This is a genomic window from Corynebacterium sp. HMSC077G07, assembly GCF_001809225.1.
In the GTDB taxonomy this organism is placed as follows: Bacteria; Actinomycetota; Actinomycetes; order Mycobacteriales; family Mycobacteriaceae; genus Corynebacterium; species Corynebacterium jeikeium_D.
In genome coordinates this window covers 26,146-49,955 of sequence record NZ_KV796515.1, presented here as the reverse complement: position 1 = coordinate 49,955, position 23,810 = coordinate 26,146, and the positions used below count along the sequence as shown (strand labels likewise).

The window sequence follows — 23,810 nt, the reverse complement described above, 5'->3', positions numbered from 1 at the left end:
CGTGTTCTATCTTGGCGCTTGATCTATGCCGTCGGGATTATTGCTCATTGTCCTTGGCGTTCGCTGCAAGCTCATCCGCGTTGCGGACGGCAATCTCTTCCCGCAGCCGCTTGTTCTGCCACAGCGTCATGCCAATCAGGAGTATGCCGACAGCCACGAGCCACCACGCGCCCTTGTAGGCCACGAATGCAATGAAGATAATCAGTAGTACCATTCGCACCTTTCGTGCGAGCAGCATTGCTTCGTAGGTGTTCATATCGTTGTGACTCCCAACTGGCCTACCAAAATTGTTTTTGGCAGGACTTCTGTGGTGTGTGACTAAATGGCTTTATTGCGTCACAGTGACGAATCGAGGTGTATTTTCGCTGGCTATAAGCCTCTTTGGATTAGCGCTACTGCGATTCTCTTTAGATGGCTGTGTCTGCCAGCCGCGAAACCTACGCGTCCTACGCGTCCTGCTTCTCTGCGACAATGCGCAGATTGAGTTCGCCGTTCTCCTCGATGGATGCAGCTACAAACTGTGGCAGGCGCACGTTGTAATCCAGGCGGTTGATTGGCAAAGAGCCCGACAACAAAACCAAGTTTTCGGTACGAGCGGCCTTCATTGGTACGGTGACATCATTGGTGACACCGCGGATGGTCAGGCGTCCCGGAATCTCGATATTCGCCCACTGGCCGTTATCTGGAATGCTCGAAATATCGAGTGGTTCTGCAAGCTCAAACTTAGCTTCTGGGTACTGCTCAACGCTGAAAATATTGTTGCGGACATTGATGTCACGACGTTCAATATCGCTAGTCAGAGTTGCCATATCAACAACAACGGATGCGTCCTCAAGATTGTTGTCAGCAACCTTCAGCTCACCGGTGACATCGTGAGTGGAACCGGACGTCGTCCGCCTGCTGCCCGGCAGTACCTCGTTAAAAGTAAAACCAACGGAGGTGTTCTGTGAGTTATCGCCACCGATAATCTTCCAGGTGCCATTCGCATCAGTTGTTGCTGCAGGCAGCTCCGTGGCCTCGAAATCCTCTGTACGCACCCCTTCATGCGTGAAAACGCGATACAAAACTGGCCCCACAATAACAATTGCGAGCGCAACAACTGCAACGGCTATCAAAGTAATAATTGACTTACGGACACCAGAATTCATAGTGCTCATCCTATCCTTTTAATCCGCTATGGGATAAACCGTTCCACCTCGCGCGTTTTCATAATCAATTCCTGCGTAATCTCCTGCAGGACGGCAGTCTCCATGCCGTCGTCAAGCGCGGTGCGCAAGTCTTCGGCGAGACAACGTACTTCGAAGAGCCCGTCCCCTATTCGCTTTACGACGTCATCGCCCGCCGGCCTGCTCGTGGCATCGGTGGCGGTCTTTAGCGTGAGATCCGAATTGATTCGCTCGGCAATCGGCCTGGAAGCGCCTTTTGCTACGCCAGTGCGTTTTTCGTACGCACGCTGCCGGCAGGCTTGGCTGCAGAACTTGCGACGGCGACCGCGGATAGCGACCTCCATTTCGCGGCCACACCACTGGCAATTGGCGGTAGTTGTGCTCGGCTTTTGATCTGACACAGAAGTCAATTATGGCATGAATACAGATTAAGGCGTTATAATGTGTGGTCTAGTATTTCTACCAAAGGGGGCACGTTCCACATGGCAGATCGAGTTCTTCGTGGCAGTCGCATGGGCGCCGTTTCGTATGAGACCGATCGCGATCATGACCTCGCGCCGCGAATGATGGTCCGCTACCGCACTGAATCCGGTGAGATCTTCGAGGTCCCATTCGCGGATGACGCGGAAATTCCAGGTGAATGGCTGTGCAAGAATGGCCAAATTGGTGAGCTGGTTGAAGGCGAAGGCACTGAAGCCAAGCCGGTGAAGCCGCCGAGGACTCACTGGGACATGCTCCGTGAGCGTCGCTCCATCGAGGAGCTCGACGTGCTGCTGGATGAGCGCGTTGACTTGCTGCGCAAGCGTCGTCGTAACGCCGCTCGCCTGCTGAAGGCTCAGAAGGAAGCCGAAGAAGCAGAGAAGAACGCTTAAGGTTTGAGCTGGCTTGCGCTAGTGAGCTTTAGAGCTTTGTAGCCGTCAATCAAACACTGAAATTCGGGTCCGGATAAGGTTTTGCTCCTTATTCGGACCCATTTTTCGTTGGTGCCTGGCTGCGGCGGGCCGAGCCGAGTTACTGACTGCGTTTATGACAAAAATGGCCTGAAAAATGGCCTGAAACTGTCATAAACTAAGTCAGTTTCACATTTGCAGCCCCCATTCATACAGGCAGCCCGTCTCCACACAGGTAGGCCGCAATCTTTGGGGCTGCCCTAGCCCTACTTGCGGAATCGCTGCTTAAACTCGTGACCAGCCAGGCGACCAATCTCCGACCCCAGGTTTTTTACCTGCTGCGAGCGGTGCTTGAATCCCCACTTGGTGACCTGCAGCAGAGACTGCTTCACAAAGCTGCCATCCATCTTGGACTCGCCGTACTCGCGCTCAGTAAAGGTGATCGGAACCTCCTCCACCAAGAAGCCCGCCTGTACAGCCTCAAAAGCGAGCTCGGTCTGGAACAGGTACGCAGCCTTGCCAATGTTCTCGAGGTCAAGGGTTTCGAGAACTTCCCGTCGATAAGCACGGTAGCCAGCGGTGATATCCGAGATGCCCGCGCCGAGCGCCAGCGAGATGTAGAGGTTGCCGCCGCGGGAGAGAACCTGACGGCTCATTGGCCAGTTGACGGTCTTGCCGCCCGGAATGTAGCGGGAACCGATGACGACATCGGCACCGTCCTCGAGCTTCTCCAGCAGCAGATGGAACTGCTCTGGTGCGTGGGAGCCGTCGGCATCCATCTCGCAGAGAACCTCGTAGTCGCGCTCGAGACCCCAAGCGAAGCCCGCGCGGTACGCACCCCAGAGACCGCCCTTGCCCTCGCGGTGCAGGACGTAGATGTGCTCTTCGCCGTTGTCCGACTTGTCAGCGGCAGCGATTTCATCGGCGAGCTCACCGGTGCCGTCTGGTGAAGAGTCATCGACAACCAAAATGTCGACGCGAGGCTCCGCTGCGCGCAGGCGTGCAATCACGCCCGGCAGGTTTTCCCGCTCGTTGAAAGTGGGAATGACAACCAGCGTCGACTCATTTAGGGCAGTCACTCGTGATTCTCCTTAGTGCATGTTCTGCTCAGTATCCCGGCCATCAACTTCATCTGCGCCTGCCCTGGCATCTCCGCCACGGCGACGCAGGACGGCACCAACCACACAAAGAATACCGAATGCGGTCAGTAGACCTTCAATCCACGTCCCGAAGCGGGCTGCAAAAGTCAGGTGGGCGTACTGAGGCAGAGTTTCAGTGAGTACCTTCTGCTCGAAGATTTTGCTCTGCTTTACGACGTCTCCGTGCGCATCCACAATTGCGCTCACACCGCTGGTTGCGGCGACGGCCGTGGAGCGTTGGAACTCCATGGCTCGCATGCGGCTCATGGCCAGCTGTTGGTAGGTCATGTCGGTGAAACCGAAGGTGGCGTTATTTGTGGGCGTGGCCAGCATGGTTGCGCCGTGGTTGACCGCGTTGCGGAAGGCGCCATCGAAGACCACTTCGTAACAGGTGGCCACGCCTAGATTGACCTTCTTTAAACCATCGGTGCCTGGCGTTGTAACCACGGCATCGCCGTTGCCCGGAGTCATGTCTCCGGCGTGAGCGACCATGTCGGAAAAGTGACGTAGCAGTTCGCGGAATGGCATGGTCTCGCCGAAGGGCTGGAGATAGATTTTCTCGTGCTGGTCGCCGGGGCCGGTCTGCGGATCCCAGACCACCATGGTGTTTTGCACCCCATTGGTGTAGGTAAAGGTGCCGACCACGATGGGAGCGCCAATATTCATCGCGGCGTTTTCGATAATGCGTGCCGCTTCCCCATCCGTAAACGGGCTGACATCGGAGGAGTTTTCGGGCCAGATGACGATGTCCGGCTGCTCTTCCTTACCTTGGTGGACACGTCGGGCCAGCTCATTGGTGGCATCGGCGTGGTTTTGCAGGACTGCGCGGCGCTGGGCATTGAACTCTAAACCGAGGCGCGGAACATTGCCCTGGATAACCGCGACACGGGTGTTGTCAGCGGCCGTAGGCTCAGGCAGCGGTTGGGTCCACGCAGGAAGAACCCAGCCGACGAATAACGCTCCCACCAAAAGCGCAGCGGAGGTTGCATAGGAACGTAGCGTGAGCGCGACCAGTCCCGCACCAACGCAAGCAGCGAGGAAAGTGACCAATGCAGTGCTGCCGATTGCCACTGCTGGGGCCAGCGGGCCGTCGACCTGCCCCCAGGCAACGCGGAGCCAGGGGAAGCCTCCGAAAGGCCAGCGGGCTAGCAGCGCCTCCCCTGCCACGAGCGCAGCGGCCATGCCAGGGAGCTTCAGCGCGAGGGGGAAACTGGATTGGGCAATCAGCCACATCGCAAGCGCCGCCGGAATTGCGAGCAGTCCCAGCACAATTGAGAGCGCCACGTAGGGGCCAATGCCGACGAAGGAGCCGATCCACGGCAGTGAGAAAAGAGCCGTCGCTGTTGCCCAGCTGAAGCCCACCACTACGCTGGATTTCCAATCGGCTGCGCAGAAGAAGGCAAAAATGAGCAGGGCGAGGCCGATCCAGGCCGTCCACCACCAGCTCATGGGCGCATAGCTTAAGAACTGCAATCCACCAGCGAGGATTGCAATGAAGGCGAGAACGAGGCGCTGCTTTAGTGGGGTAAGCGCGCGAAAGCGCGCCTGCCAGCGATTCGGATTCTCCAGAATGTCTTTCGAAGCGTCTTTCTGAGCGACGTTCCCGTGCTCGCTGGAGCGCGCTTGGCGGTTAGTGTGCACTTGTATAAGAGAACTCTCTACGTTTGCGAGTTTTTGAGTTAGCGCTTGTCGCTGTCGTCCTGGTCATCATCCCAGGCGTTGTCCGGTGCCGGTGGGACGATTTTATCCTGTGGGAAGGCCTTGCCATCCGCACCCGGGAAACCACCAGAGAATCCAGGGAAACCCGAAAAACCGCCAGCACCAGCGCCAGTTCCTGGAGCACCCGGGTTCATGCCGTACTGAGAGACCACCATCATGCTGCGGTCACTGAAGTTGCGGAGTCCGTTGAGCAGCGCCACCGATCCGCTCTTACGAATCAGCCAGCGAGTCGGCGGTAGCACCATGAGGAAACCAACAACCGTGGAGACGACGCCCGGCAGGGCAATCAGCCAAGAGCCAACCAACAGGATTGCCGAGTCAGCCACAAAGTGTCCCGCGCCCTTTGCCGAGCGCTTGATTGCCTCCTCCGGATGCTTCTGTCCGTACTCAGTAAGAGTACGAGAAGTATCCAGCAGCAACTTCTGGTAGATGCGCTTGAACTCGATGGCGGCGAAAACCAATCCCAGAATGAATAGACCCAGAACCAGCAGGACGGTCCAGCCATAGCCAATCCATTCACCAAGTGCGATAAAGGCCGCAATCTCGGCGATGAGGTAAATAATTGTGAACCACTTGCTCATAGTTCCCCAGTGTAACCGCCACTAGATGAGCAAGTGGTTACGGCTATCGGCCGGTTAGACGACGACTGGCGCTCGCCTACCGGTCAGCTCGCTCCTCTAAGTCGCCCTCTGTATCCAGGTAGGTCTGGCGCAGCAAATCCATGCGTTCCTGGTCGGGGTTTTCCCACATACCGCGCTCGGCGGCCTCCATCAGGCGCTCGGAAATATCGTGCAGAGCCCACGGATTCGACTGTTCAAAGAACTCGCGGTTTTCCGGGTTCGCAACGTACTCGTCGGTAAGCGTTTCGTACATCCAGTCATCCATGACCTGCGCCGTCGCGTCGTAACCGAAGAGGTAGTCGACGGTTGCGGCCATTTCGAAGGCGCCCTTGTAGCCGTGGTTACGCATTGCCTGCATCCAGCGTGGGTTGACCACGCGGGCACGGAAGACGCGTCGCGTCTCCTCGTGCAGGGTGCGGGTGCGCACGGCGTCCGGGCGGGTGGAATCGCCCACATAGGCCTCCGGAGCGGAACCCGTCAGTGCGCGGACCGTGGCGATCATGCCGCCGTGGAACTGGAAGTAGTCATCGGAGTCGGCGATATCGTGCTCGCGGGTATCGGCATTCTTCGCGGCAACCTGAATACGGCGGTAGGCCGTCTTCATGTCGTCAGCTGCCTCTTCCCCATCGACACCGCGGCCATAGGCGTAGCCACCCCAGGTCGTGTAGACCTTTGCCAGGTCCGCGTCATCGCGCCAGGAACCGGAATCGATCAGCTGCAGCAGGCCAGCTCCATAGGTGCCCGGCTTGGAACCGAAGATGCGACGCGGGCGCTCCTGCTGGTCGGCCTTCGCATGGGCGCGCACGTAGTTGTCCTCATCGGATTCATCAAGCTTGACGACGAGCTGAAACGCATCATCCAAAAGGTCGATAACATGCGGAAACGCATCACGGAAGAAGCCGGAAATACGGACGGTCACGTCAATGCGCGGGCGGCCCAGCTCCTCCAGCGGAATCGGCTCAAGGCCGACAATACGGCGAGATGCGTCATCCCACACCGGATGCACACCAATCAACGCGAGCACCTCGGCGATGTCATCGCCCGAGGTACGCATGGCGGAAGTGCCCCACACCGACAGACCAACCGACTTGGGGTACTCACCGTGGTCGGCGCGGTAGCGCTCAATCAGGCCATCGGCGAGGTTAACACCGGTTTCCCAAGCCAGGCGCGACGGCACCGCCTTGGGGTCAACCGAGTAGAAGTTGCGGGCAGTCGGCAGCACGTTGACCAGGCCACGCAACGGTGAGCCGGAGGGGCCAGCCGGGACGAATTCGCCATCGAGAGCAGAAAGAATGCGTGGGATCTCCTCGCTGGTAGCAGCCAGGCGCGGGAGAATTTCGTCGCGGGTGAACTGCAGCAGCTCGACGACCTGGTCGAGGCCGTTTGGTGCCGCGATATCGGCAAATTCCTCGGAGCCGAGCACATCAGCCGCGATCTGTGTCACCGGTTGGTCGGGATTCTTCACCACGGCGGTTACCAGCGCCGTAGCCAGTGCATCGATAGAGTCCACAGCGTGGCGTTCATCGGTGCCGTCCTCGGCCAGGCCGAGAGCTTCGCGCAGGCCCGGCAGGGTCTGCTTGCCGCCCCACAGCTGGCGGGCGCGCAACATGGTGGTCACAGTGCCGATTAGAGATTCGTCTTCCGGTGCCTGGCTGAGCACGTGGAGGCCACCGCGGATGGCGACGTCCTTAATCTCGCAGAGCCAGCCGTCGACATGCATGAGCATGTCATCGAAGACCTCCTCGTCCGGGCGCTCGTCCCAGCCGAGGTCGCGGTCCATCTTCGCGGCGGTCAGCAGCGTCCAAATCTCCTGGCGGATGGCCGGCAGCTTGGCCGGATCCATGGCGGAGATGTTCTGGTGCTCGTCGAGAAGCTGTTCCAGACGGGTGATGTCACCGTAGGATTCGGCGCGGGCCATTGGCGGAATGAGGTGGTCGACAAGCGTGGCGTGAGCACGGCGCTTGGCCTGTGTGCCTTCGCCCGGGTCGTTGACCAGGAAGGGGTAGATCATTGGCAGCTCGCCGATGGCAGCATCCGGGCCGCAGGAAGCGGAAAGGCCGACGGTCTTGCCCGGCAGCCACTCCAGGTTGCCGTGCTTGCCCATGTGAACCACGGCATCGGCGCCGAAACCGCCCTCCGCCTGCGGCAGCGACAGGAAGCGGTAGCAGGCCAGGTAATGGTGCGTCGGCGGCAGATCCGGGTCGTGGTAGATACCCACCGGGTTGTCACCGAAACCGCGCGGTGGCTGCACCATGACCACGACATTGCCGAAGGTCAGGCCCGCAATGTAGATGTCCTGGGTATCCGGGTGGACGTACAGGGTGCCCGGCGCGGCACCCCACTTGTCCTGCATGTCGGAGCGAAGTTCTTCCGGCAAGGTAGCGAAGAACTTCTCGTAGGTGGCAGCGGGCAGGCGAAGCTCGGCTGCCTCCATAACCTCTTCGGTCAGCCAGTCCGGGTCCTGGCCGCCGGCCTCGATGATGGCGTGCATGAACGCATCTGGTTCATCGGCACCATCCTCGGCGGTGGCATATCCGGGGATTTTGGTGGTGTCGCCGAGGTTGTATCCGGCGTCGGCAAGCGCGTGCAGCACCTTCAACGTGGATGCTGGTGTGTCCAGACCGACAGCGTTGCCGATGCGGGCGTGCTTGGTCGGGTACGCAGAGAGCATGACGGCGACGCGCTTGTCAGCGTTGTTGATGTGGCGGAGCGCGGCGTAACGGGTGGCGATGCCGGCCAGGCGGTCGCAACGCTCGAGATCCGGGACGTAGGAAATGAGCTCGTCGGAGTCGATTTCCTTAAACGAGAACGCGACCGAGATGATGCGGCCGTCGAATTCGGGGACGGCGACCTGTGTTGCGACGTCCAGCGGCGACAGACCTTCGTCGTTGTCCTCCCATGCCGCCTTGGACGAAGTCAGGGCCAAACCCTGGATGATGGGAATGTTCAGGTCTGCGAGTGCGGCGACATCCCAGCCGTCATCGTCCTGGCCGGCCTGCGCGAGTGCCGGGCGGTTGCCGCCAGCGGCGAGCACCGTGGTGATGAGCGCGTCGCAGGAAGCTAGCTCTGCCAGCAGTTCATCGCTGGCGGTGCGCAGGGACGCGGCGAAGATAGGCTTGGCGACGTAGCCGCGAGCCTCGACCGCGTCAGCAAGCGCCTCAATGTAGTGCGTATTTCCCGCCAGGTGCTGGGCGCGGTAGTAAATAATGCCGACGGTGCCGCGGGAATCTTCCGTGGCCACCTTGGAGTCGCGCTCCAGGAAACCCCAGGCCGGCATGCGAGTGGGCTCTTCAAAGCCAAGACCGGTCAGAAGCAGTGTGTCCGACAGGAAATTGTGCAGCTGTGCGAGGTTCTTTGCGCCGCCTTCCGCCAGGTAAATGTGCGTTTGCGTGGCAACGTTTGCGGGAACTGTCGAATACTCGGTGAGTTCGGCATCGGGTGCCTGCTCACCGGAGACGAGGACGGTGGGAATACCGGAGTTCACAAAGTAGTCGATGCCGGATTCCCAGGCGCGGCGGCCACCGAGAAGTCGGATGATGACGACATCGGCGCCGTCGGCAAGCGTGGGCAAATCATCGTCGAGCAGACGCGCCGGGTTTGCCCAACGGTAGGACACCTCCGGGTTGGCCTGAGCGGCCGCGCGGGCGGACAGAAGGTCGGTATCCGAGGTCGACAGCAGCAGAATCACGGTGTAGTCATTCACTTCCTGGGGAGCAACGCGTCCCCGGTCGGCGGGAGTCTGCCTTCTAACCGATGACGAGGTCTGACTGTGACAGTGGCGCGACCGTGCGGATTTTCACCGAGCTTCTCGTCAGCGGCATGGCAGTGGATTTCTCCATCACTCTACTGCAGGGGCTATTGCTAGAGTTCCAGCGACTGCTCCGCCGGCTGATCTGGGAAGTGGGACCAGAGGAAGTCGGTGGCATTAGTCAGTTCCGCGAGCATCGGAACGATATGGTTAATGCCCGTCTTCGGTAGCACCGGTGAAGTCGTGTTTTCGACGTACTCCAGGTCGGTGAAGCCGAGATTCAGCCAGGAATCGCGCAGCTTGCGAACCTGGTTGATGGGGATGATGTCATCATGCTCACCCGAGTAGAGGTACACCGGCGCATTTGGGACGAAGTTGCCGACGCGCTGGCGTGCGAGTTCCTTCTGTACCGGCTCGTAGCGCTTAATCATCTCGCTGAGTGACTCACCGCTAGTCGTGTACTGGTCAGTGGTTTCAAACGAGTGATGGAAACCCAAGCCACCCGCGCAGTAGTTGCCCACGTTGTCCAGCAGTTCTTTGCCTTCGGGGCTGATTTCTTCCTTGAGGACTCGGCGCAGCTCCGGATCCTTATCCAGGACAGAATTGATTGCGAGTGCAATCGCGGCGGTCAGCGTAGTGCCATCAATCTGGTCGAGGACGTTTGCAAGATCGGACGGCGGGCCACCGGCGGCAGATGCGGCAACGTTGAGCTCCGGAGCGTAGACACTTGCACGCTCAGCAGCTGCAGCGGCTGCGGAGCCACCCTGGGAGTAGCCATAAATTCCCACGGGCGCATTTTTGTCCACGCCGAGCTCGTGTGAGGCAGACACGGCATCAAACAGCGACTGTGCTGAGGCGATGTTGTCGACGTAGTCCTGGTTACCCTGGGCATTGCGGTGGTGGTCGATCATCACCACAGTCGCGCCTCGCTTCAAGTTCGCGACCATCGGAATCGTCTCGTATGGAGCAATAATGTCCAACGGATCGAACTCAATCTTCAGGCCGGTCTGTGAGGAGATTGATGGGTCGCATTTTTCCGCGCCACCCTGCGTGCCCGGAGCGATTGCCACGACCGGACGCGGACCGCTGCCCTTCCACTCCGTCTTCGGAGTCACCACAAGGGCTGTGTCCACACTGGGATTGCCGAGGGAATCCGTGGAGTTGTAGTGAATACGCTTGGCATCCACATTCCACAGCTTGTCGTTCACCATCATCTCGGCATCCTCGCTGCTGACCAGCGTGCCGGCATTTGCCGTGCGCGACGGGGTCAGCGGCAGAGAATTCAGCGGCGAGGCTGCGGCCACGCGTGCCTGTTCCGGGGTCAGCTGCCTACCTGCGTCCTCGCTGTCAGACTCCTCATCGTCCTTCTCGATGCCGAGTAGCCTTTCCATATTCGGGTTCGGTACATGGCCGAAACCAGGCAGTTCGCGGTTTGCGCTTGACGACGACACCTTATCCGCCAGCCCACTATCCGATAGGCCTGGGATGTTTAGTGGCTGTGCGTTTGCAGGTGTAGCCAGGCCGATGGTCATAAGACCTGCTAGCGCTACCCCGATTCCCGTTCGGATGGTGCGACGGTTTCGTCGTGAAGCAGAGCGTGTCTGTGTCGAGGCACGGCCGGTGCCGACGGTGTCGTGTGCCTCGTGCGTGAGTGCCTCAGCGTCGTGATGTGGCATGAAATCTCCTGAATAACCCCAGATTGAAAACCCAATGAAAACTTCCCTTAATTCAGAGGAAGTTAGGTTATGAAAACAATAAAGTTTTAAAAAGGTAAATCGGTGGATTTTAGTGAAGAATTTGTATGTTTTTCGCGGAGGGGTATCAAAACTCCACTTCAGAAGGGTTTCGTTGGGCTGGAAAGGAGTCGGATAATGTGCCCCTGTTTTCGGGGGCTCAGCTCTGTGTGTGTTTGCGTATTCTTGAGAGTATGACTGCATCTGATCAAGGAACCCGCACTCGTCAGGACGGTTGCCCCGGCAGCCGCAAGGTTCATATCGCAGCTGATGGCGCAATTGGTCGTCTGCGCTTCCCCGGAGGCTTTCTTCCCGCGCCGGGCTTCGCCGTACTCGCCGATTTGGCCGAGAATTTCGGCGACGGTGATATTCACTTCACTTCCCGCGGCAATGTTCAGATCCGTGGCATCACCAACACCGGCGCATTCGCCGATGCCGCGGAAGAAGAGAAGCTGGTTCCCTCCACCAGCCACGACCGCGTACGCAACGTTCTTCAGTCGCCGCTGTCCGGTCGCGTCGGCGGTAAAGCTGATGTGCGTGACCTGGTTCAAGAGTTCGACAAGGCTCTCATCGCGGAGCCGTCGCTGGCAACACTGCCAGGTCGCACACTCATGGCTTTCGACGACGGCCGCGGTGACGTGCTCGGTGAGCGCCCCGACTTCGGCGTTGTCGCCCATGATGAGAACACGTTTGAACTCATCATTGGCGGCGCGACCTCGGGGATTGTCGTCTCGCGTGACGACGTCGTGGAGGCTCTCATCACCACAGCGAAGGTGTGGAATGACAGCCGTGGTTCAGCCTGGCGCATCGCGGAAGCCAATGCGGCCGAGCGCATTGCCGATGCGATAATCGAGGAATTGGGCGCCCGAGTCCGTCGCCAGGAGCCGACCCCGGCTGAGAGCTTTGATGCCACCGCCGGGCTGTCCCGCCAGATCGGTTGGATTGACCAGCCGGATGGCCTGGTTAGCCTGGCCGCTGGCCTGCGCTTTGGCGTCCTCCCGGCGCGTCTGGCCCGTGCGATTTCGCATACGCAAGTTCCTGTGCACGTCACTCCGTGGTACTCGCTGATTCTGCACGATTTGGAAGAGGAAGTTGCCGAACAGGTCGTCAAGGTATTGGCGCCCAATGGCCTGATCTTCGACCGGAAGTCCACCTGGCTGCGCGTCAGCGCCTGCACCGGACGCCCCGGCTGCAAAAAGTCTCTGGCTGACACCCGCGGCGATGCTTCTCACGCAATTGCCGATGGCCGACTGCCCGAGGGGCGCGTGCACTTCTCCGGTTGTGAGCGTCGCTGCGGCAAGCCCAAGGGCGGTTACTTCGACTATCTCGCCACCGGGGACGGAGAATACGAAGTCACTGCTGTGGACTAGGCTTTAAGCCTATGAAGCGCTTTGAGTACAACACCGACGGTGCGGATATTTACCGTAACTCGTTTGCCATCATTCGCGAAGAAAGCGATCTTTCCCGCTTCGATGCCGATGAGGAAACCGTCGCTGTCAGAATGATTCACGCAGCAGGTCAGACCGACCTGACCAAGGACATCGTCTTTTCCACGGGAGCTGTGCGCGCAGCTCGCCAGGCTCTCGAGGAAGGCGCTCCTATCTTCACCGATGTCAACATGATCGCCTCGGGTATTACCCGCAAGCGCTTACCTGCTGACAACGAGGTCATCTGCCTGCTGCGTGATGAGCGCGTCCCCAAGCTGGCTCAAGAACTCGGCACCACGCGCACTGCTGCCGCCGTGGAGCTGTGGAAGCCACGCCTAGAGGGCGCGGTTGTCGCCATCGGCAACGCTCCCACCGCCCTCTTCCACCTGCTCAACCGCATTAATGAGGGCTCCTTCCCCATGCCCGCTGCCATTTTGGCCATGCCAGTGGGCTTCGTCGGTGCCGCGGAATCAAAGCAGGTCACTATCGACTCCGGTGCCGAAAACCCAGAGCTGAAGTACATCACCGTCACCGGCCGTCGCGGTGGCTCGGCTATCACCTGTGCTGCCCTCAATGCCATTGCCACCGCAAAGGAGATCATCTAAACCATGTCCGGCTCCTACAGTGCTCAGCCTGGTCATCTCTACGGCGTCGGACTCGGTCCCGGCGACGCAGGTCTCATTACACTCCGCGGTGCCGACATCATCCGCACAGCCGATGTCATCGCCTACCATGCAGGAACTCACGGACGTTCCACGGCGCGCTCAATCGCCGCCGAACTGATTGACGCGCGTGACGACGCTGCCGTGGAAGAGCAATTGCAATACCCGGTGACCACCGGGCGCCCAGTCGACTACCGCGAGCAGCTCGCCGGTTTCTATGCAGAGGCCACTGCTCGCCTGCACAAGCACTTGGCCGAGGGACGAAGTGTTGCAGTTCTTTCGCTCGGTGACCCGATGCTCTATAGCTCGTACCAGCATCTGCATCACGCCCTCAGCGAGGACTTTCCCACTGAGATTGTCCCTGGAGTGGCCAGCATTACTGCGGCGGCAGCAGAGATTGGTCAGCCGCTCGGCGAGGCTACCGAAATCGTCAGCGTTGTTCCCGCCACCGCTGATTCCGAGCGCATCGCTGCGGTTCTTGACGCCTCAGACTGTGTAGTCATTATGAAGCTGGGGAAAAACGTTGAGAAGGTGCGCACAGCGTTGCAGTCCGCAGGCATGCTCGAGCGCGCCTACGTTGTCGAGCGAGCAACGATGAATGAGCACACCAGCTACCCGCTGGTCGATGCAGACCCGGAGAAAGTTCCGTACTTTGCAGTAGCCGTCGTGCCTTCCGCTGTCTACGGCACTGAACGGAGCGTATCTGGAGCATCAGAGCCAGCTAATGATGTGGCGACCGGTGTAGCCACCGATACGGCGACTGAGTCGGCTACCCCAGCGGTCGGTGAAGTTATCGTTGTCGGCCTGGGCCCGGGTGCGGAGCGCTGGACCACCCCAGAAGTCACTGAGGAACTGGCCCGGGCCACGGATCTGGTTGGCTACTCCACCTACATCAACCGGGTTCCTGAGCGCGCCGGGCAACGCCGCCACCTCTCCGACAACCGCGTAGAGGCAGAGAGAGCCACTATGGCGCTGGATATAGCCAAGCGTGGAGGTCGAGTTGCGGTGGTCAGTTCCGGTGACCCGGGGGTCTTCGCCATGGCGGCCGCAGTGCTGGAAGTCGCTGACGACGATATGTGGCGAAACATTCCAGTTCGAGTCGTGCCGGGCATGACTGCTGCTCAGGCTGTCGCAAGTCGAGTGGGTGCTCCCCTTGGCCATGACTTTGCGATGCTCAGTCTCTCCGACAGGTTGAAGCCCTGGGAGGTCGTCGTTAAGCGAGTGCGTGCTGTAGCCGGTGCGGACATGGCGTTTGCTGTCTACAACCCGGCCTCCAAGTCGCGGAGATGGCAGATTCGAGAGCTGCGTGCCTTGGCTTTGGAATACCGCGAGCCGACAACGCCTGTGATTGTGGCGCGGGCAGTCGGCTCGGAGCAGGAACACGTCACCGTGACCACGCTGGCGGAGTTCGACCCGGATGTCGTCGATATGCGGACCATGGTGATTATTGGTTCGTCGTCGACAAAGGCGTATCGTGCCGGCAAGACCACTCGGGTCTACACCGCACGCCACTACGGTGAGGGCGGCACCAGCGGAACTGGCGAGTTGCTGCGTTAGCCGCTATGCCCGGCGGATGACGGCGTTGTACGCCTCATCCACCGTTGTGGCGACGGTGGCGATATCCGCGCCGGGCAGCTGCGGGCGCTGCACGATAACGACCGGCTTCTTCAGGTCGCGGGCTGCCTCAATCTTGGCGTAAGTAGCAGCACCACCGGAGTTTTTGGTTACCACGCAGTCCACGGCGTAATCCCGCATGAGCTTGCGCTCCGCTGCGACATCGTAAGGCCCACGGCTGAGAATAATCTTCCGATTCTTCGGCAGCGGCGGCGCGGGCTGTTCCACACAGCGAATGAGGTAACGGCCGTTGGAATCACCGGCAAATGGAGCAAGCTGCTGACGGCCAATAGTGAGAAACGGGCTGTAGAAACGGTCGGCAACAACGTCCGCGGCCTCCTGCATGGAGGACACCTCAATCCAGTTGTCGCCAGGCTGCTTCTCCCACGCAGGGCGATGCAGCGCAACAAGCGGAATACCGGTGGCTCGGGCAGCTTCAGCAGCAGATTCGCTGATCTGTTCTGCATACGGATGCGTGGCATCGATGATGACTTCAGTGGCATCGGAGATGAGCCACCGAGTCAGTCCTGCGGGACCGCCAAAACCGCCAATGCGGACATTGCCGACGGGCAGCTTCGGGTTAGAAACGCGACCGGCCAGTGAAGAGGTGACAAACCAGCCCTCGCCCACTAGGCGCTTGGCCAGGGCGCGGGCTTCAGCAGTTCCACCCAGTATTAGTGCACGCATGGGATGGTCCGTCCGTATTCATCGCGTGGGCGATCATCGCTGTAGAGGTAGCTATCCGGGAACGCCTCGGCGGTGAGCACCTTGCCGACAATGATGACAGCCGTACGAGTCACACCTGCATCCTTGACCTGCTGCGCAATATCAGCCAGCGTACCGCGGAGAATAACCTGTTCCGGACGGGATGCGAAAGCTACCACTGCCACCGGGCCGTGCTCACCATAATGCGGGGTGAGCTCCTCAACCACACGGTCAATATCGTGGGCGGCCAAGTGAATGCACAGGGTCGCGCCCGTGCGACCGAAGTTCTCCAAGGTTTCGCCCTCCGGCATCTTGGAAGCGCGCCCGGAGATACGAGTCAGCACCACTGACTGACCAACGGTTGGCACCGTGAGCTCGTGGCCCAGAGCGGCCGCCGCCGCGGAAAATGCCGGCACACCCGGAACGATTTCGTAGTCAATGCCGAGCTCGCTGAGACGACGAACCTGCTCTGCCAGCGCCGACCACACCGACGGGTCGCCGGACTGCAGGCGTGCGACATCCTTGCCCGCCGCATGCGCTGCCTGAATGGTTTCGATGATGGTATCCAGCGGCATTCGCGCGGTGTTGATGATCTCTGCGCCTTCGGGGCAGTGTTCCAGCACCTCAGGCGGGACAATCGATCCCGCGTAAAGGCACACTGGGCAGGAACGAATAAGCCGGTCCGCGCGCAGCGTCAGCAAATCCGCTGCCCCCGGGCCTGCACCGATGAAATACACAGTCATTGTGAGTTACAGAGTCCTCAATATTTTCTAGACAGAGAAATTACGTCTATGGTAGCGCAGGCTCTACTGGCTTCTCCGCCACCCACTGCACCACCGGCAACGTAGGGCGCCACGCAGTGAAACTGCCGACTGCACCTGCGCGCTCCACGGAAAGCCGGGTGACATCCCCGCCATAGTCGCGACGCGCCTGCCACAGCAGAGCCTCCGACTCCAGCGTCACGGTGTTTGCGACGATGGTGCCTCCCGGGGCAAGGCGTTGCCAACAGGTTTCAATCATTCCGTCAGCAGTGAGACCTCCGCCGATGAAAATGGCATCTGGGCGAAGATTCGAGTCCGCCAACACCGCTGGTGCCGCTCCGCGGTGGACGGTCACATTGCCAGACAGAGCCGCCACATTCTTAGCAATTCGCTCTGCACGAACAGCATCGCGCTCGAAAATTTCCGCACGTCCGCCGTGCCGAGCCCACTCAATGCCAATCGACCCCGTGCCACCGCCGACATCCCACAGCAGCGCTCCCGGCCGCGGATCCAACGCAGCGACCGTCATTTGGCGAATCGGCGCCTTCGTCAGCTGGCCATCTGAATCAAAGTCACCGTCGCGCAGCCAGCCGCGCGCGCTTCCCGACGGCTCCACCGCCAGCACCGTGAGGTTGCCAGCTGGAACTGGTGGGTTCGCCACCGTGCCTGCGGCAACGGACTCCGGCAGCCCTGTAGCTTCCGTGCCGCCGAGATTGGTCAGCGCGGTGAGCTTGGTGTCTGGGCGGTCGGCTAAAACCGTAGCGACCTCTTTCACTGAGTCCGCGTTTCGGCACAGCACCAGGAAGGGCCGTAGTGAATCCGCTACCGGTACGACACGCGCGGCACCAGGTAGCCCCGGCTCGCCTGTCACCAGCGAAATCACCGGAGTGTCATGCAAGGGCCAGCCGAGGTAAGCGCAGGCCAATGAGGCTGACGATGGCGCTGGAATAACCTCCACGGCGCCACGGCCGAGCTCCCGGACCAGGGACACGCCGACACCGTGGAACATGGGATCGCCACTGGCGAGGATGACATCGACTGCGGGGTCAATATCTGCCAGGGTGGCCCGCCAATCCTTCCAGAAGCCACCTGGCCAAGGTGAGAGGTCGGCGTCCAGGTTGACGTCGGCAAGCAAATGGAGCTGACGGGGAGAGCCAATGATGCGGCGAGCCGACGACAACGCCTCGACAGCGCGGGCGGATAGGCCAGGGTACCCGTCGCAGCCGATGCCGACGACGCGAAGCTTTGGGCTCATCGGGGCATCTTCCGCCAAATCCAGCGCGGAGTCAGATGTGTGGCGCGTGCGAGCAATGCCAATTTACGCGGCACCCAGACGTGGGGCTTCCGACCGTCGAAAGCAGTGACGGCGGCCTCCGCGACCTCGGCGGGGCGCGAGGACATCGGCGCTGGCTTCATGCCTTCGGTCATGCGGCCGATGACGAAGCCCGGCCGGACAATCGTCAGCTGAATATGGCTCCCGCGCAGGCGGTCCTGCATGCCCTGGAGGAAACCATCGAGACCGGCCTTCGCCGAACCGTAGACGTAGTTGGCGCGGCGCACGCGGGCACCTGCGATAGAGGAAAAGGCCATGATGCGGCCCGCGACCTTATCGCGCACAGGCAGCGTGCCGGAGGCGATGTCGGACTCCATGCGCGCGACAATCTCAGTGAGAATCGATGCCTGTGCTGTGAAGTCGGTATGAATGACTGCCGCAGCAGCCTCGCCGGACTCCTCACACTTCCGTTGATCACCGAGGATACCGAACGCGACAATCACCGTGTCGATGGGACCGTGCTGCCAGGCGTGCTCGACGAACTGGCGGTGTGCCGCGATGTCATCGGCATCAAAGTGGATGCGGTGCACCGCGACGGCACCGGAGTCGATGAGCCGACCGGCAATGCCGTCGAGCGCCTCAGTGCGGCGCGCAGCGAGCGTGAAGGTGTTGTGGTTGGCCAGTCGCGCGGCAACTTCCCCGCCGATCTCGCTGGTGGCACCAAGAACGAGTACGTGTCCCATGCGCTAGAAAATACCTTTCCTCTAAACCTCGATTAGACGGTAATTAAATCGTGCGGACCATTATTGACCGATTCTCCGCCGTCTTCGGTGACAACGATGATGTCTTCCAGCCGCATACCGAACTCACCCGGCAGGTACACACCCGGCTCCACCGAAAACGCCATGCCAGGCTCGAGCTTGAGCTCATTGCCAGCCATAATGAACGGCTCTTCATGCGTGGACAGGCCAATGCCATGACCAGTGCGGTGAATGAAGTACTCGCCGTAGCCCGCAGCGGTGAGGCTATTACGCGCAATCGCATCGATCTCTGCAGCCGTCACACCGGGGCGCACCGCCGCCACGGCAGCTTCCTGCGCCTTGCGCAGAGCCGCCCACGCTGCAGCTTCCTTCTCCCCCGGCTTGCCGACGACATAGGTGCGCGTGCAATCGGAGTGGTAGCCAAGCGGCAAGGTGCCTCCGATATCGACGACCACCACGTCACCTTCCTCGATGACGCGGTCGGAGAAATCGTGGTGCGGATTCGCGCCATTTTCAGCGGAGCCGACAATGACGAAGTCAATGGCGACGTGCCCCTCCTCCAGGATGGCAGCCGAGATCTCGTCGGCGACCTCGCTCTCAGTGCGACCTGCGCGCAGCATGCCCGGCACTCGAGCGTGAACGCGGTCAATAGCGGCGCCGGCCTCGCGCAACTGATCAATCTCAGCGGCGTCCTTGCGCATGAACAGTTCCTTCAGAAGGTCTCCGGCCAACACAGTCTTGGCTCCGGTGAGATCCTGGATAGGAATCAAGTGGTCAGCGGTCAAAGAGGCTCCCACTGCGAGGGTGCCCACGTGGCCCACCAAGTCGGCGACAATGCGGTGCGGATTCTCTCCGTCTTCCCACAACACCACATCGGCGTTGAGATCACCGATTGCACACAGCGGCAGATCCCCGCGCTCCACGGCGGGCAGTACCAGTGTGGTGGTGCCGGATGCAGTGACCACCAGCGCCGTCAGGCGTTCATGCGAAGTGACCGCAGAACCAATGAGATACTGCAGGTCAGCGCCGGTTCCAAAGACTGCAGCGTCTGCATTGCGGCTGCGGAGAAGCTCCGCAGTGCGATCCAGACGCTGCTGATAGATGTCAAAGCTAAAGATACCGTTGCTCATAGTTGCCAACTGTACCCGTCGGCCTGTGCCCGTCGCCGGTTGAGTGGCCTCGGGGCGGCGAGGCTTCGGCTGACCAACGTAACCGGCAACTAATTGTTCAGCGCCACTACGCCCCTGCGAATCGCCTGAATAGCTTCGGCGGAATTGTCGCGAATCTCCGTGGAGTAGCCGGTCTTCTTAATCTGCTGCAACAGATCAATGACCTGACGGCACCAGCGGACAAAGTCGCCCGGGGTCAGCTCCGCGCCGCTTTCGGCCGCTGCCTGCAGGCAGTACCCCAACGGTGCGCCCGCAGTCCACTGATGAATCGCCGTAGCAAAAGCCATATCCGGCAAGTCCGTCAGCGGCAGCCGGTAACGGCGCTCATCCTCCGACAGTTCCTCCCAAATGCGATAAGTATTCCCCAGCGCCTTGGCCAGCGGCTCGGTCGGCACCTCGTCACTGCCTTGGCTGGCCTTGCGGTTTTCAAAGACCAAACTCGACACCGCACCGGCCAGTTCCGCGGGGTCCAGATCATCCCAAATACCGCGGCGCAGACACGTGGCCACCAGCAGATCCGAGCCGTTGTGAATCTGCGCCAGCCGCAGGCCTTCCTCGGTAATCGTCGGCTCCGCGCCCTCCGGCCATTCGACGTAGTCCATCTGTGTTAGCAACTGCAGCATGCGGTCGAATGTGCGCGCTAACGTATCCGAGGCGGAATCGACGCGCTTTTGCAGCTTGGCCACATGCGCCTCGGCCTGCCGTAGCGTATCGGCGTGACGAGCCATCGTCTCCACCGCAGGATCGCCATGTAGCGGATGCTCGCGCAGCTCCTGTCGCAGCTTCCTCACCGCCGGCGAGTTGCCACCAGTGCGACGCTTCAGCCGCTTTGGTCCCTTTAGCCCCTTGCGGCCAATCTCTGCGCGCACAATTCCGAGCGCACGTCGCGGATGCCGGTCCGCATCCCGAGGCAGCTTAATCGCGCCGACCGTCTGCGGCGCCGCTGGGAAGATATGCGGCTCTACACGCCCCACGAACCCGCCGACACTGATGACACCGGGACGTGGATTCGACTTCGAATGGTCCTCTCGGTACACGACCGCCAGCTGCACCTTCTTACCCTTCGGCAGAGGAATAACCTCGCCTCGACGGAGTCTGCGCAGCGCGGTCACTGTTTCCGTGTGGCGGTCTTCAATATTGCGGCGCTTGGCGTTCTTCTCCTCCTGGGTCAGCTTCGCGCGCAGATCCAGATATTCAAGCATCTGGGTCAGGCGCTCGTCGTCACGCGAACTGCCTTCCTCGCTTGACGACGACCCCTCAGCCTCCGCCCCTTCAGCGTGCGCGTCGGCTCCCCTGCCGAGCAGTTCCGCACGCAGGGCCGCGGCTTCTTGCTTTGCCTTGGACAGTTCGGCGGCGACTCCGACGATGTCGCCATCCGCCTGGAACTGTGCGAATGAGCGCTCCATGACGCGCTTCGAGCCGTCGTAACCGAGCGTCTGCAGGAGGTTGACGCTCATGTTGTAGCTCGGCGCGAAGGTGGAAATCAGCGGGTATGTGCGCGTAGATGCCAGCCCTGCGACAGCCTTCGGATCCATTGCCGGGGCCCACTGCACCACTGCATTGCCGACAGTGTCAATACCGCGGCGGCCAGCGCGACCGGTCATCTGCGTGTACTGACCCGGCGTGAGATCCACATGTGCTTCGCCGTTGAACTTGACCAGCTTCTCCAGCACGACCGTGCGGGCAGGCATGTTGATGCCCAGCGCAAGCGTCTCGGTGGCGAAGACAACCTTGACCAGGCCTTCGTTAAAGAGCTCTTCCACAATGTGCCGGAACGCAGGCAGCATGCCCGCATGGTGCGCCGCAAAACCACGGATGAGAATGCGGCGCCAGCGCAGGAAACCGAGAACCTGCAGATCTTCCTTCGGAATGTGTGCAACACCGTCATCGATAATCTTGGCGATGCGCTCCTGCTCATCCCGGTCAGTGAGCTCTGCGCGCGTAGCACCGACCTGCGCCAGCGCGCCTTCGCAGCCCGCGCGGGAGAAGATGAAAACGATCGCGGGCAGCATGTTCATGGAGCCGAGCATGCGGATAACATCGCCGCGCTTCGGCGGGCGGAACTTGCGCTGCCCCTTATCGCCCCAGCTATACGAGCGTCCACCGCCCTTGTGCTTTTTGTACTGGTAGCGCTCCCTGGCCCCAGCGTCGCCGTAGCCGAACTCGGCACGACGGCACGCCTCCAACAGGTCCTGATTGACCTTGTCCGACTTCGCCTCGAAAAGCGGATAGAGCCGGTTTCCCACCAGCATGTGCTGATGCAGCGGAACCGGGCGCAGATCCGTGACAATGACGTCCGTGTGCCCGCGCACCGTGGACAGCCAGCGGCCGAACTCCTCGGAGTTGGACACCGTCGCGGACAAACCGATGACGGCCACGGACTGGTCGAGGTTCAAAATAACCTCTTCCCAGACAGCGCCGCGCTCGCGGTCTGCGAGGTAGTGAATCTCGTCCATCACCACATGCGTGAGTTTCTTCAGCGTCGGTGAGTTCGCGTAAATCATATTGCGCAGCACCTCGGTGGTCATCACCACGATGTCTGCGTCGCCGTTAATCGAAGTGTCTCCAGTGAGCAGGCCCACGCGGTCTTCGCCGTAGTCCTCGACTAGGTCGTGGTACTTCTGGTTGCTCAACGCCTTGATAGGTGTGGTGTAAAAGCACTTGCCACCGCGCTCAAGAGCTGCATAAATAGCGAATTCGCCAACAATGGTCTTGCCCGCACCGGTGGGTGCACAGACGACAACGCCCCGCCCTGCCTCAATTGATTGGCAGGCGCGGAGCTGAAAGTCGTCAAGATCGAAATCCTGTTGGCTGACGAAATCGCCGAGAAGAGTCATGCCTCTAGAGTGTCATAAACCGCGCTAGAGAACATCATCAAAGTCGCTCGTCGGACGATTTCGCAAGTCCTGCGTCGGCATCGGAGTCTCCGGAATCATGCCGTGTGGCCGTGGCGGACGCGAATTGCGAGTAGGACGCATCTGGGATGCCCGCGTCGGCGTCGGAGCGTTCACTGGCGTCGGGCCAGAGACCGGGGAGGTCGTCGGGGCCGCTGATGCCGTCGGCATGCCGCCCGGCTGAATCGACGTCGGCACACTTACTGAAGTCGGGGCGTCGATGCCGCCCACGTCACCGATACCGCCGGCGGAGCCAATCGGACCGGAAGCCGTAATCGGTCCGGAGCCTTGCTCGTCATCGACGTCCAACCAATCAGGTCGCTCATTTGCTTTACGACGGTCATGGAGACGACAAATCTGGATTGCGATTTCCACCAGCAACGTCAGTGCCGTTGCCATTGCGACCATGGATATTGGTTCCTGCCCCGGAGTCATGAAGGCCGCAAAGATGAACAGCGACATAATGATGATGCTGCGCTTGTCCTTGATGCTCTCGTAGGTAACGACACCGGCCATGTTCAACATGACCAGGAAAAGCGGAACCTCAAAGCTCACGCCAAAGCAGACGATGAGCGCCAAGAGGAAACCGAAGTATTGCGAACCGGTGAGTGCAGAAATTTGCGTCTCTTCACCAATCTGGAGCAAGAACTCCAGACCGATGGCGACAACGTAGTAGGCCAGGACGGAACCCATGACAAACAGCAGCGCGGCGGCAGTCACAACTCTGCGCGTGGTGCGGCGTTCCTTCCGAACCAAACCGGGAGTGATGTAGGCCCAAATCTGGTAGAGCCACCATGGCGACGACATCACCAGACCGGCCAGCGCACCGACCTTCAGACGCAGCATGAACATTTCAAACGGGCTGGTCGCCAGCAGACGACACTCCGCACCTTCGCCGCCGCCGAGACGCATCTCGGGTGGAAGCTGACAGTACGGATCCTTGAGCAACTCACCCAGGGACTTAAAGTGCACAGGGCCAACATTGACCGAGGTAAACGGTATGCGGAACTGGCCAATGGTAAAGGCGGTCTGATACCAGATAAAGCCCACAACAGTGCCAACGGCAATACCAGCGAGGGCGAGAACGAGGCGACGTCGGAGCTCTTGAATGTGCTCGACAATAGTCATCACGCCCTCGGGATTGCGCTTACGCTGGCGCTTCCGAGGACGTGATGTGGATGTAGCTGAAGTCACGCTTCAACCGGCCTTCTACTACTGCTGCGGCTGGCCAGGGTTGTTCTGGCCAGGCTGCGGCTGGTACTGCTGCTGCGGCTGAGCCTGCGGTGCCGGCTGCTGGTACTGCTGCTGCGGCTGGTACGGCTGCTGTGGCTGGGCCTGCGGAGCCTGCTGAATTGCAGCCTGCTCCTGCTGCTCGTCATCGTTGCGCATTTCCTTGACTTCGGACTTGAAGATACGCATGGAGCGGCCGAGCGAACGTGCGGCATCCGGCAACTTCTTTGCACCAAAGAGCAAGACAAGAACGACCAGGATAATGATGATTTCCCAGGGACCTAGGTTCGGCATCCGCT

General features: G+C 60.4%; 20 protein-coding genes. 4 read left to right on the top strand and 16 right to left on the bottom strand.

Annotated elements, in window-relative coordinates:
- Nucleotides 1-37: 37 nt before the first annotated feature.
- From HMPREF2562_RS00220 to HMPREF2562_RS00210, 3 genes are all read right to left on the bottom strand, one after another.
- Nucleotides 38-256, bottom strand: coding sequence for a hypothetical protein (locus tag HMPREF2562_RS00220; protein WP_049193535.1), 219 nt, complete (start codon nucleotides 254-256; stop codon nucleotides 38-40).
- Between the two features lie 190 nt (nucleotides 257-446).
- Nucleotides 447-1,157, bottom strand: coding sequence for a YceI family protein (locus tag HMPREF2562_RS00215; protein ID WP_070429697.1), 711 nt, complete (start codon nucleotides 1,155-1,157; stop codon nucleotides 447-449).
- Nucleotides 1,158-1,174: 17 nt separating this feature from the next.
- Nucleotides 1,175-1,567, bottom strand: a complete 393-nt coding sequence (locus HMPREF2562_RS00210; protein ID WP_224783748.1) for a hypothetical protein — start codon at nucleotides 1,565-1,567, stop codon at nucleotides 1,175-1,177.
- An 81-nt stretch (nucleotides 1,568-1,648) separates the two neighbouring features.
- Here HMPREF2562_RS00210 and HMPREF2562_RS00205 point away from each other — a divergent pair, with 81 nt between their 5' ends.
- The gene (locus tag HMPREF2562_RS00205) at nucleotides 1,649-2,038 is read left to right on the top strand and encodes an RNA polymerase-binding protein RbpA (RefSeq protein WP_005511311.1); all 390 of its coding nucleotides are present in this window, start codon (nucleotides 1,649-1,651) and stop codon (nucleotides 2,036-2,038) included.
- A gap of 284 nt (nucleotides 2,039-2,322) precedes the next feature.
- Here the strand turns inward: HMPREF2562_RS00205 and HMPREF2562_RS00200 are convergent, their stop codons facing one another.
- From HMPREF2562_RS00200 to HMPREF2562_RS00180, 5 genes are all read right to left on the bottom strand, one after another.
- Entirely contained in the window at nucleotides 2,323-3,135 is an 813-nt protein-coding gene (locus HMPREF2562_RS00200; protein WP_016422816.1) for a polyprenol monophosphomannose synthase, read from the bottom strand.
- A gap of 12 nt (nucleotides 3,136-3,147) precedes the next feature.
- Nucleotides 3,148-4,836 carry an apolipoprotein N-acyltransferase gene (gene lnt / locus HMPREF2562_RS00195; protein ID WP_070549308.1) on the bottom strand — a complete coding sequence of 563 codons (1,689 nt, stop codon included), beginning with the start codon at nucleotides 4,834-4,836 and terminating at the stop codon, nucleotides 3,148-3,150.
- Nucleotides 4,837-4,874: 38 nt separating this feature from the next.
- Nucleotides 4,875-5,495, bottom strand: coding sequence for an FxsA family protein (locus HMPREF2562_RS00190; RefSeq protein ID WP_048734054.1), 621 nt, complete (start codon nucleotides 5,493-5,495; stop codon nucleotides 4,875-4,877).
- Between the two features lie 76 nt (nucleotides 5,496-5,571).
- The gene (cobN, locus tag HMPREF2562_RS00185; protein ID WP_049170639.1) at nucleotides 5,572-9,222 is read right to left on the bottom strand and encodes a cobaltochelatase subunit CobN; all 3,651 of its coding nucleotides are present in this window, start codon (nucleotides 9,220-9,222) and stop codon (nucleotides 5,572-5,574) included.
- A 173-nt stretch (nucleotides 9,223-9,395) separates the two neighbouring features.
- Nucleotides 9,396-10,958 carry a lipase family protein gene (locus HMPREF2562_RS00180; RefSeq protein WP_070549306.1) on the bottom strand — a complete coding sequence of 521 codons (1,563 nt, stop codon included), beginning with the start codon at nucleotides 10,956-10,958 and terminating at the stop codon, nucleotides 9,396-9,398.
- A gap of 251 nt (nucleotides 10,959-11,209) precedes the next feature.
- On the opposite strand from HMPREF2562_RS00180, the gene cobG reads away from it, so the two are divergent.
- The 3 genes from cobG to cobJ are packed head-to-tail and all read left to right on the top strand — an operon-like array spanning nucleotide 11,210 to nucleotide 14,661.
- A complete protein-coding gene (gene cobG / locus HMPREF2562_RS00175) occupies nucleotides 11,210-12,385 on the top strand; it encodes a precorrin-3B synthase (protein WP_070549304.1) in 1,176 nt (391 codons plus the stop codon).
- Between the two features lie 11 nt (nucleotides 12,386-12,396).
- On the top strand, nucleotides 12,397-13,047 hold the full coding sequence (locus tag HMPREF2562_RS00170) for a precorrin-8X methylmutase (RefSeq protein ID WP_070549302.1): 651 nt from the start codon (nucleotides 12,397-12,399) through the stop codon (nucleotides 13,045-13,047).
- 3 nt (nucleotides 13,048-13,050) lie between these two features.
- Complete coding sequence (gene cobJ, locus HMPREF2562_RS00165; RefSeq protein WP_070549300.1) at nucleotides 13,051-14,661, top strand: precorrin-3B C(17)-methyltransferase; 1,611 nt, start codon at nucleotides 13,051-13,053, stop codon at nucleotides 14,659-14,661.
- A gap of 3 nt (nucleotides 14,662-14,664) precedes the next feature.
- Here cobJ and HMPREF2562_RS00160 read toward each other — a convergent pair whose 3' ends face one another.
- The 8 genes from HMPREF2562_RS00160 to tatA all read right to left on the bottom strand — a co-directional run bounded on the left by HMPREF2562_RS00160 (nucleotide 14,665) and on the right by tatA (nucleotide 23,805).
- Nucleotides 14,665-15,405 (bottom strand): cobalt-precorrin-6A reductase, encoded by a 741-nt coding sequence (locus HMPREF2562_RS00160; protein WP_016422808.1) that lies wholly within the window; start codon nucleotides 15,403-15,405, stop codon nucleotides 14,665-14,667.
- Nucleotides 15,393-16,166 carry a precorrin-4 C(11)-methyltransferase gene (cobM, locus tag HMPREF2562_RS00155; protein ID WP_070549298.1) on the bottom strand — a complete coding sequence of 258 codons (774 nt, stop codon included), beginning with the start codon at nucleotides 16,164-16,166 and terminating at the stop codon, nucleotides 15,393-15,395. The genes HMPREF2562_RS00160 and cobM overlap by 13 nt, the downstream gene beginning before the upstream one ends.
- A gap of 46 nt (nucleotides 16,167-16,212) precedes the next feature.
- The gene (locus tag HMPREF2562_RS00150; protein WP_070549296.1) at nucleotides 16,213-17,439 is read right to left on the bottom strand and encodes a bifunctional cobalt-precorrin-7 (C(5))-methyltransferase/cobalt-precorrin-6B (C(15))-methyltransferase; all 1,227 of its coding nucleotides are present in this window, start codon (nucleotides 17,437-17,439) and stop codon (nucleotides 16,213-16,215) included.
- Nucleotides 17,436-18,200, bottom strand: a complete 765-nt coding sequence (locus tag HMPREF2562_RS00145) for an SDR family NAD(P)-dependent oxidoreductase (protein WP_049193518.1) — start codon at nucleotides 18,198-18,200, stop codon at nucleotides 17,436-17,438. Before HMPREF2562_RS00145 ends, HMPREF2562_RS00150 begins: the two co-directional genes overlap by 4 nt.
- 32 nt (nucleotides 18,201-18,232) lie before the next feature.
- Complete coding sequence (locus tag HMPREF2562_RS00140; protein ID WP_053093005.1) at nucleotides 18,233-19,348, bottom strand: M24 family metallopeptidase; 1,116 nt, start codon at nucleotides 19,346-19,348, stop codon at nucleotides 18,233-18,235.
- An 89-nt stretch (nucleotides 19,349-19,437) separates the two neighbouring features.
- Nucleotides 19,438-22,224: a DEAD/DEAH box helicase gene (locus HMPREF2562_RS00135; protein WP_070549294.1), complete on the bottom strand. Its 2,787-nt coding sequence runs from the start codon at nucleotides 22,222-22,224 to the stop codon at nucleotides 19,438-19,440.
- A gap of 24 nt (nucleotides 22,225-22,248) precedes the next feature.
- Nucleotides 22,249-23,475 carry a twin-arginine translocase subunit TatC gene (gene tatC, locus HMPREF2562_RS00130; RefSeq protein WP_070429703.1) on the bottom strand — a complete coding sequence of 409 codons (1,227 nt, stop codon included), beginning with the start codon at nucleotides 23,473-23,475 and terminating at the stop codon, nucleotides 22,249-22,251.
- 18 nt (nucleotides 23,476-23,493) lie between these two features.
- Complete coding sequence (gene tatA, locus HMPREF2562_RS00125; protein WP_049181044.1) at nucleotides 23,494-23,805, bottom strand: Sec-independent protein translocase subunit TatA; 312 nt, start codon at nucleotides 23,803-23,805, stop codon at nucleotides 23,494-23,496.
- Nucleotides 23,806-23,810: the final 5 nt, after the last annotated feature.

Bases quoted from the DNA above. Each gene is read 5' to 3' on its own strand.
- HMPREF2562_RS00190 (WP_048734054.1), bottom strand. From the start codon at position 5,495: ATGAGCAAGTGGTTCACAATTATTTACCTCATCGCCGAGATTGCGGCC.
- HMPREF2562_RS00180 (WP_070549306.1), bottom strand. From the start codon at position 10,958: ATGCCACATCACGACGCTGAGGCACTCACGCACGAGGCACACGACACC.
- HMPREF2562_RS00135 (WP_070549294.1), bottom strand. From the start codon at position 22,224: ATGACTCTTCTCGGCGATTTCGTCAGCCAACAGGATTTCGATCTTGAC.
- HMPREF2562_RS00205 (WP_005511311.1), top strand. From the start codon at position 1,649: ATGGCAGATCGAGTTCTTCGTGGCAGTCGCATGGGCGCCGTTTCGTAT.
- HMPREF2562_RS00160 (WP_016422808.1), bottom strand. From the start codon at position 15,405: ATGCGTGCACTAATACTGGGTGGAACTGCTGAAGCCCGCGCCCTGGCC.
- cobJ (WP_070549300.1), top strand. From the start codon at position 13,051: ATGTCCGGCTCCTACAGTGCTCAGCCTGGTCATCTCTACGGCGTCGGA.
- HMPREF2562_RS00215 (WP_070429697.1), bottom strand. From the start codon at position 1,157: ATGAGCACTATGAATTCTGGTGTCCGTAAGTCAATTATTACTTTGATA.
- tatA (WP_049181044.1), bottom strand. From the start codon at position 23,805: ATGCCGAACCTAGGTCCCTGGGAAATCATCATTATCCTGGTCGTTCTT.
- HMPREF2562_RS00145 (WP_049193518.1), bottom strand. From the start codon at position 18,200: ATGGGACACGTACTCGTTCTTGGTGCCACCAGCGAGATCGGCGGGGAA.
- cobG (WP_070549304.1), top strand. From the start codon at position 11,210: ATGACTGCATCTGATCAAGGAACCCGCACTCGTCAGGACGGTTGCCCC.
- HMPREF2562_RS00220 (WP_049193535.1), bottom strand. From the start codon at position 256: ATGAACACCTACGAAGCAATGCTGCTCGCACGAAAGGTGCGAATGGTA.
- HMPREF2562_RS00140 (WP_053093005.1), bottom strand. From the start codon at position 19,348: ATGAGCAACGGTATCTTTAGCTTTGACATCTATCAGCAGCGTCTGGAT.
- HMPREF2562_RS00150 (WP_070549296.1), bottom strand. From the start codon at position 17,439: ATGAGCCCAAAGCTTCGCGTCGTCGGCATCGGCTGCGACGGGTACCCT.
- HMPREF2562_RS00170 (WP_070549302.1), top strand. From the start codon at position 12,397: ATGAAGCGCTTTGAGTACAACACCGACGGTGCGGATATTTACCGTAAC.
- cobM (WP_070549298.1), bottom strand. From the start codon at position 16,166: ATGACTGTGTATTTCATCGGTGCAGGCCCGGGGGCAGCGGATTTGCTG.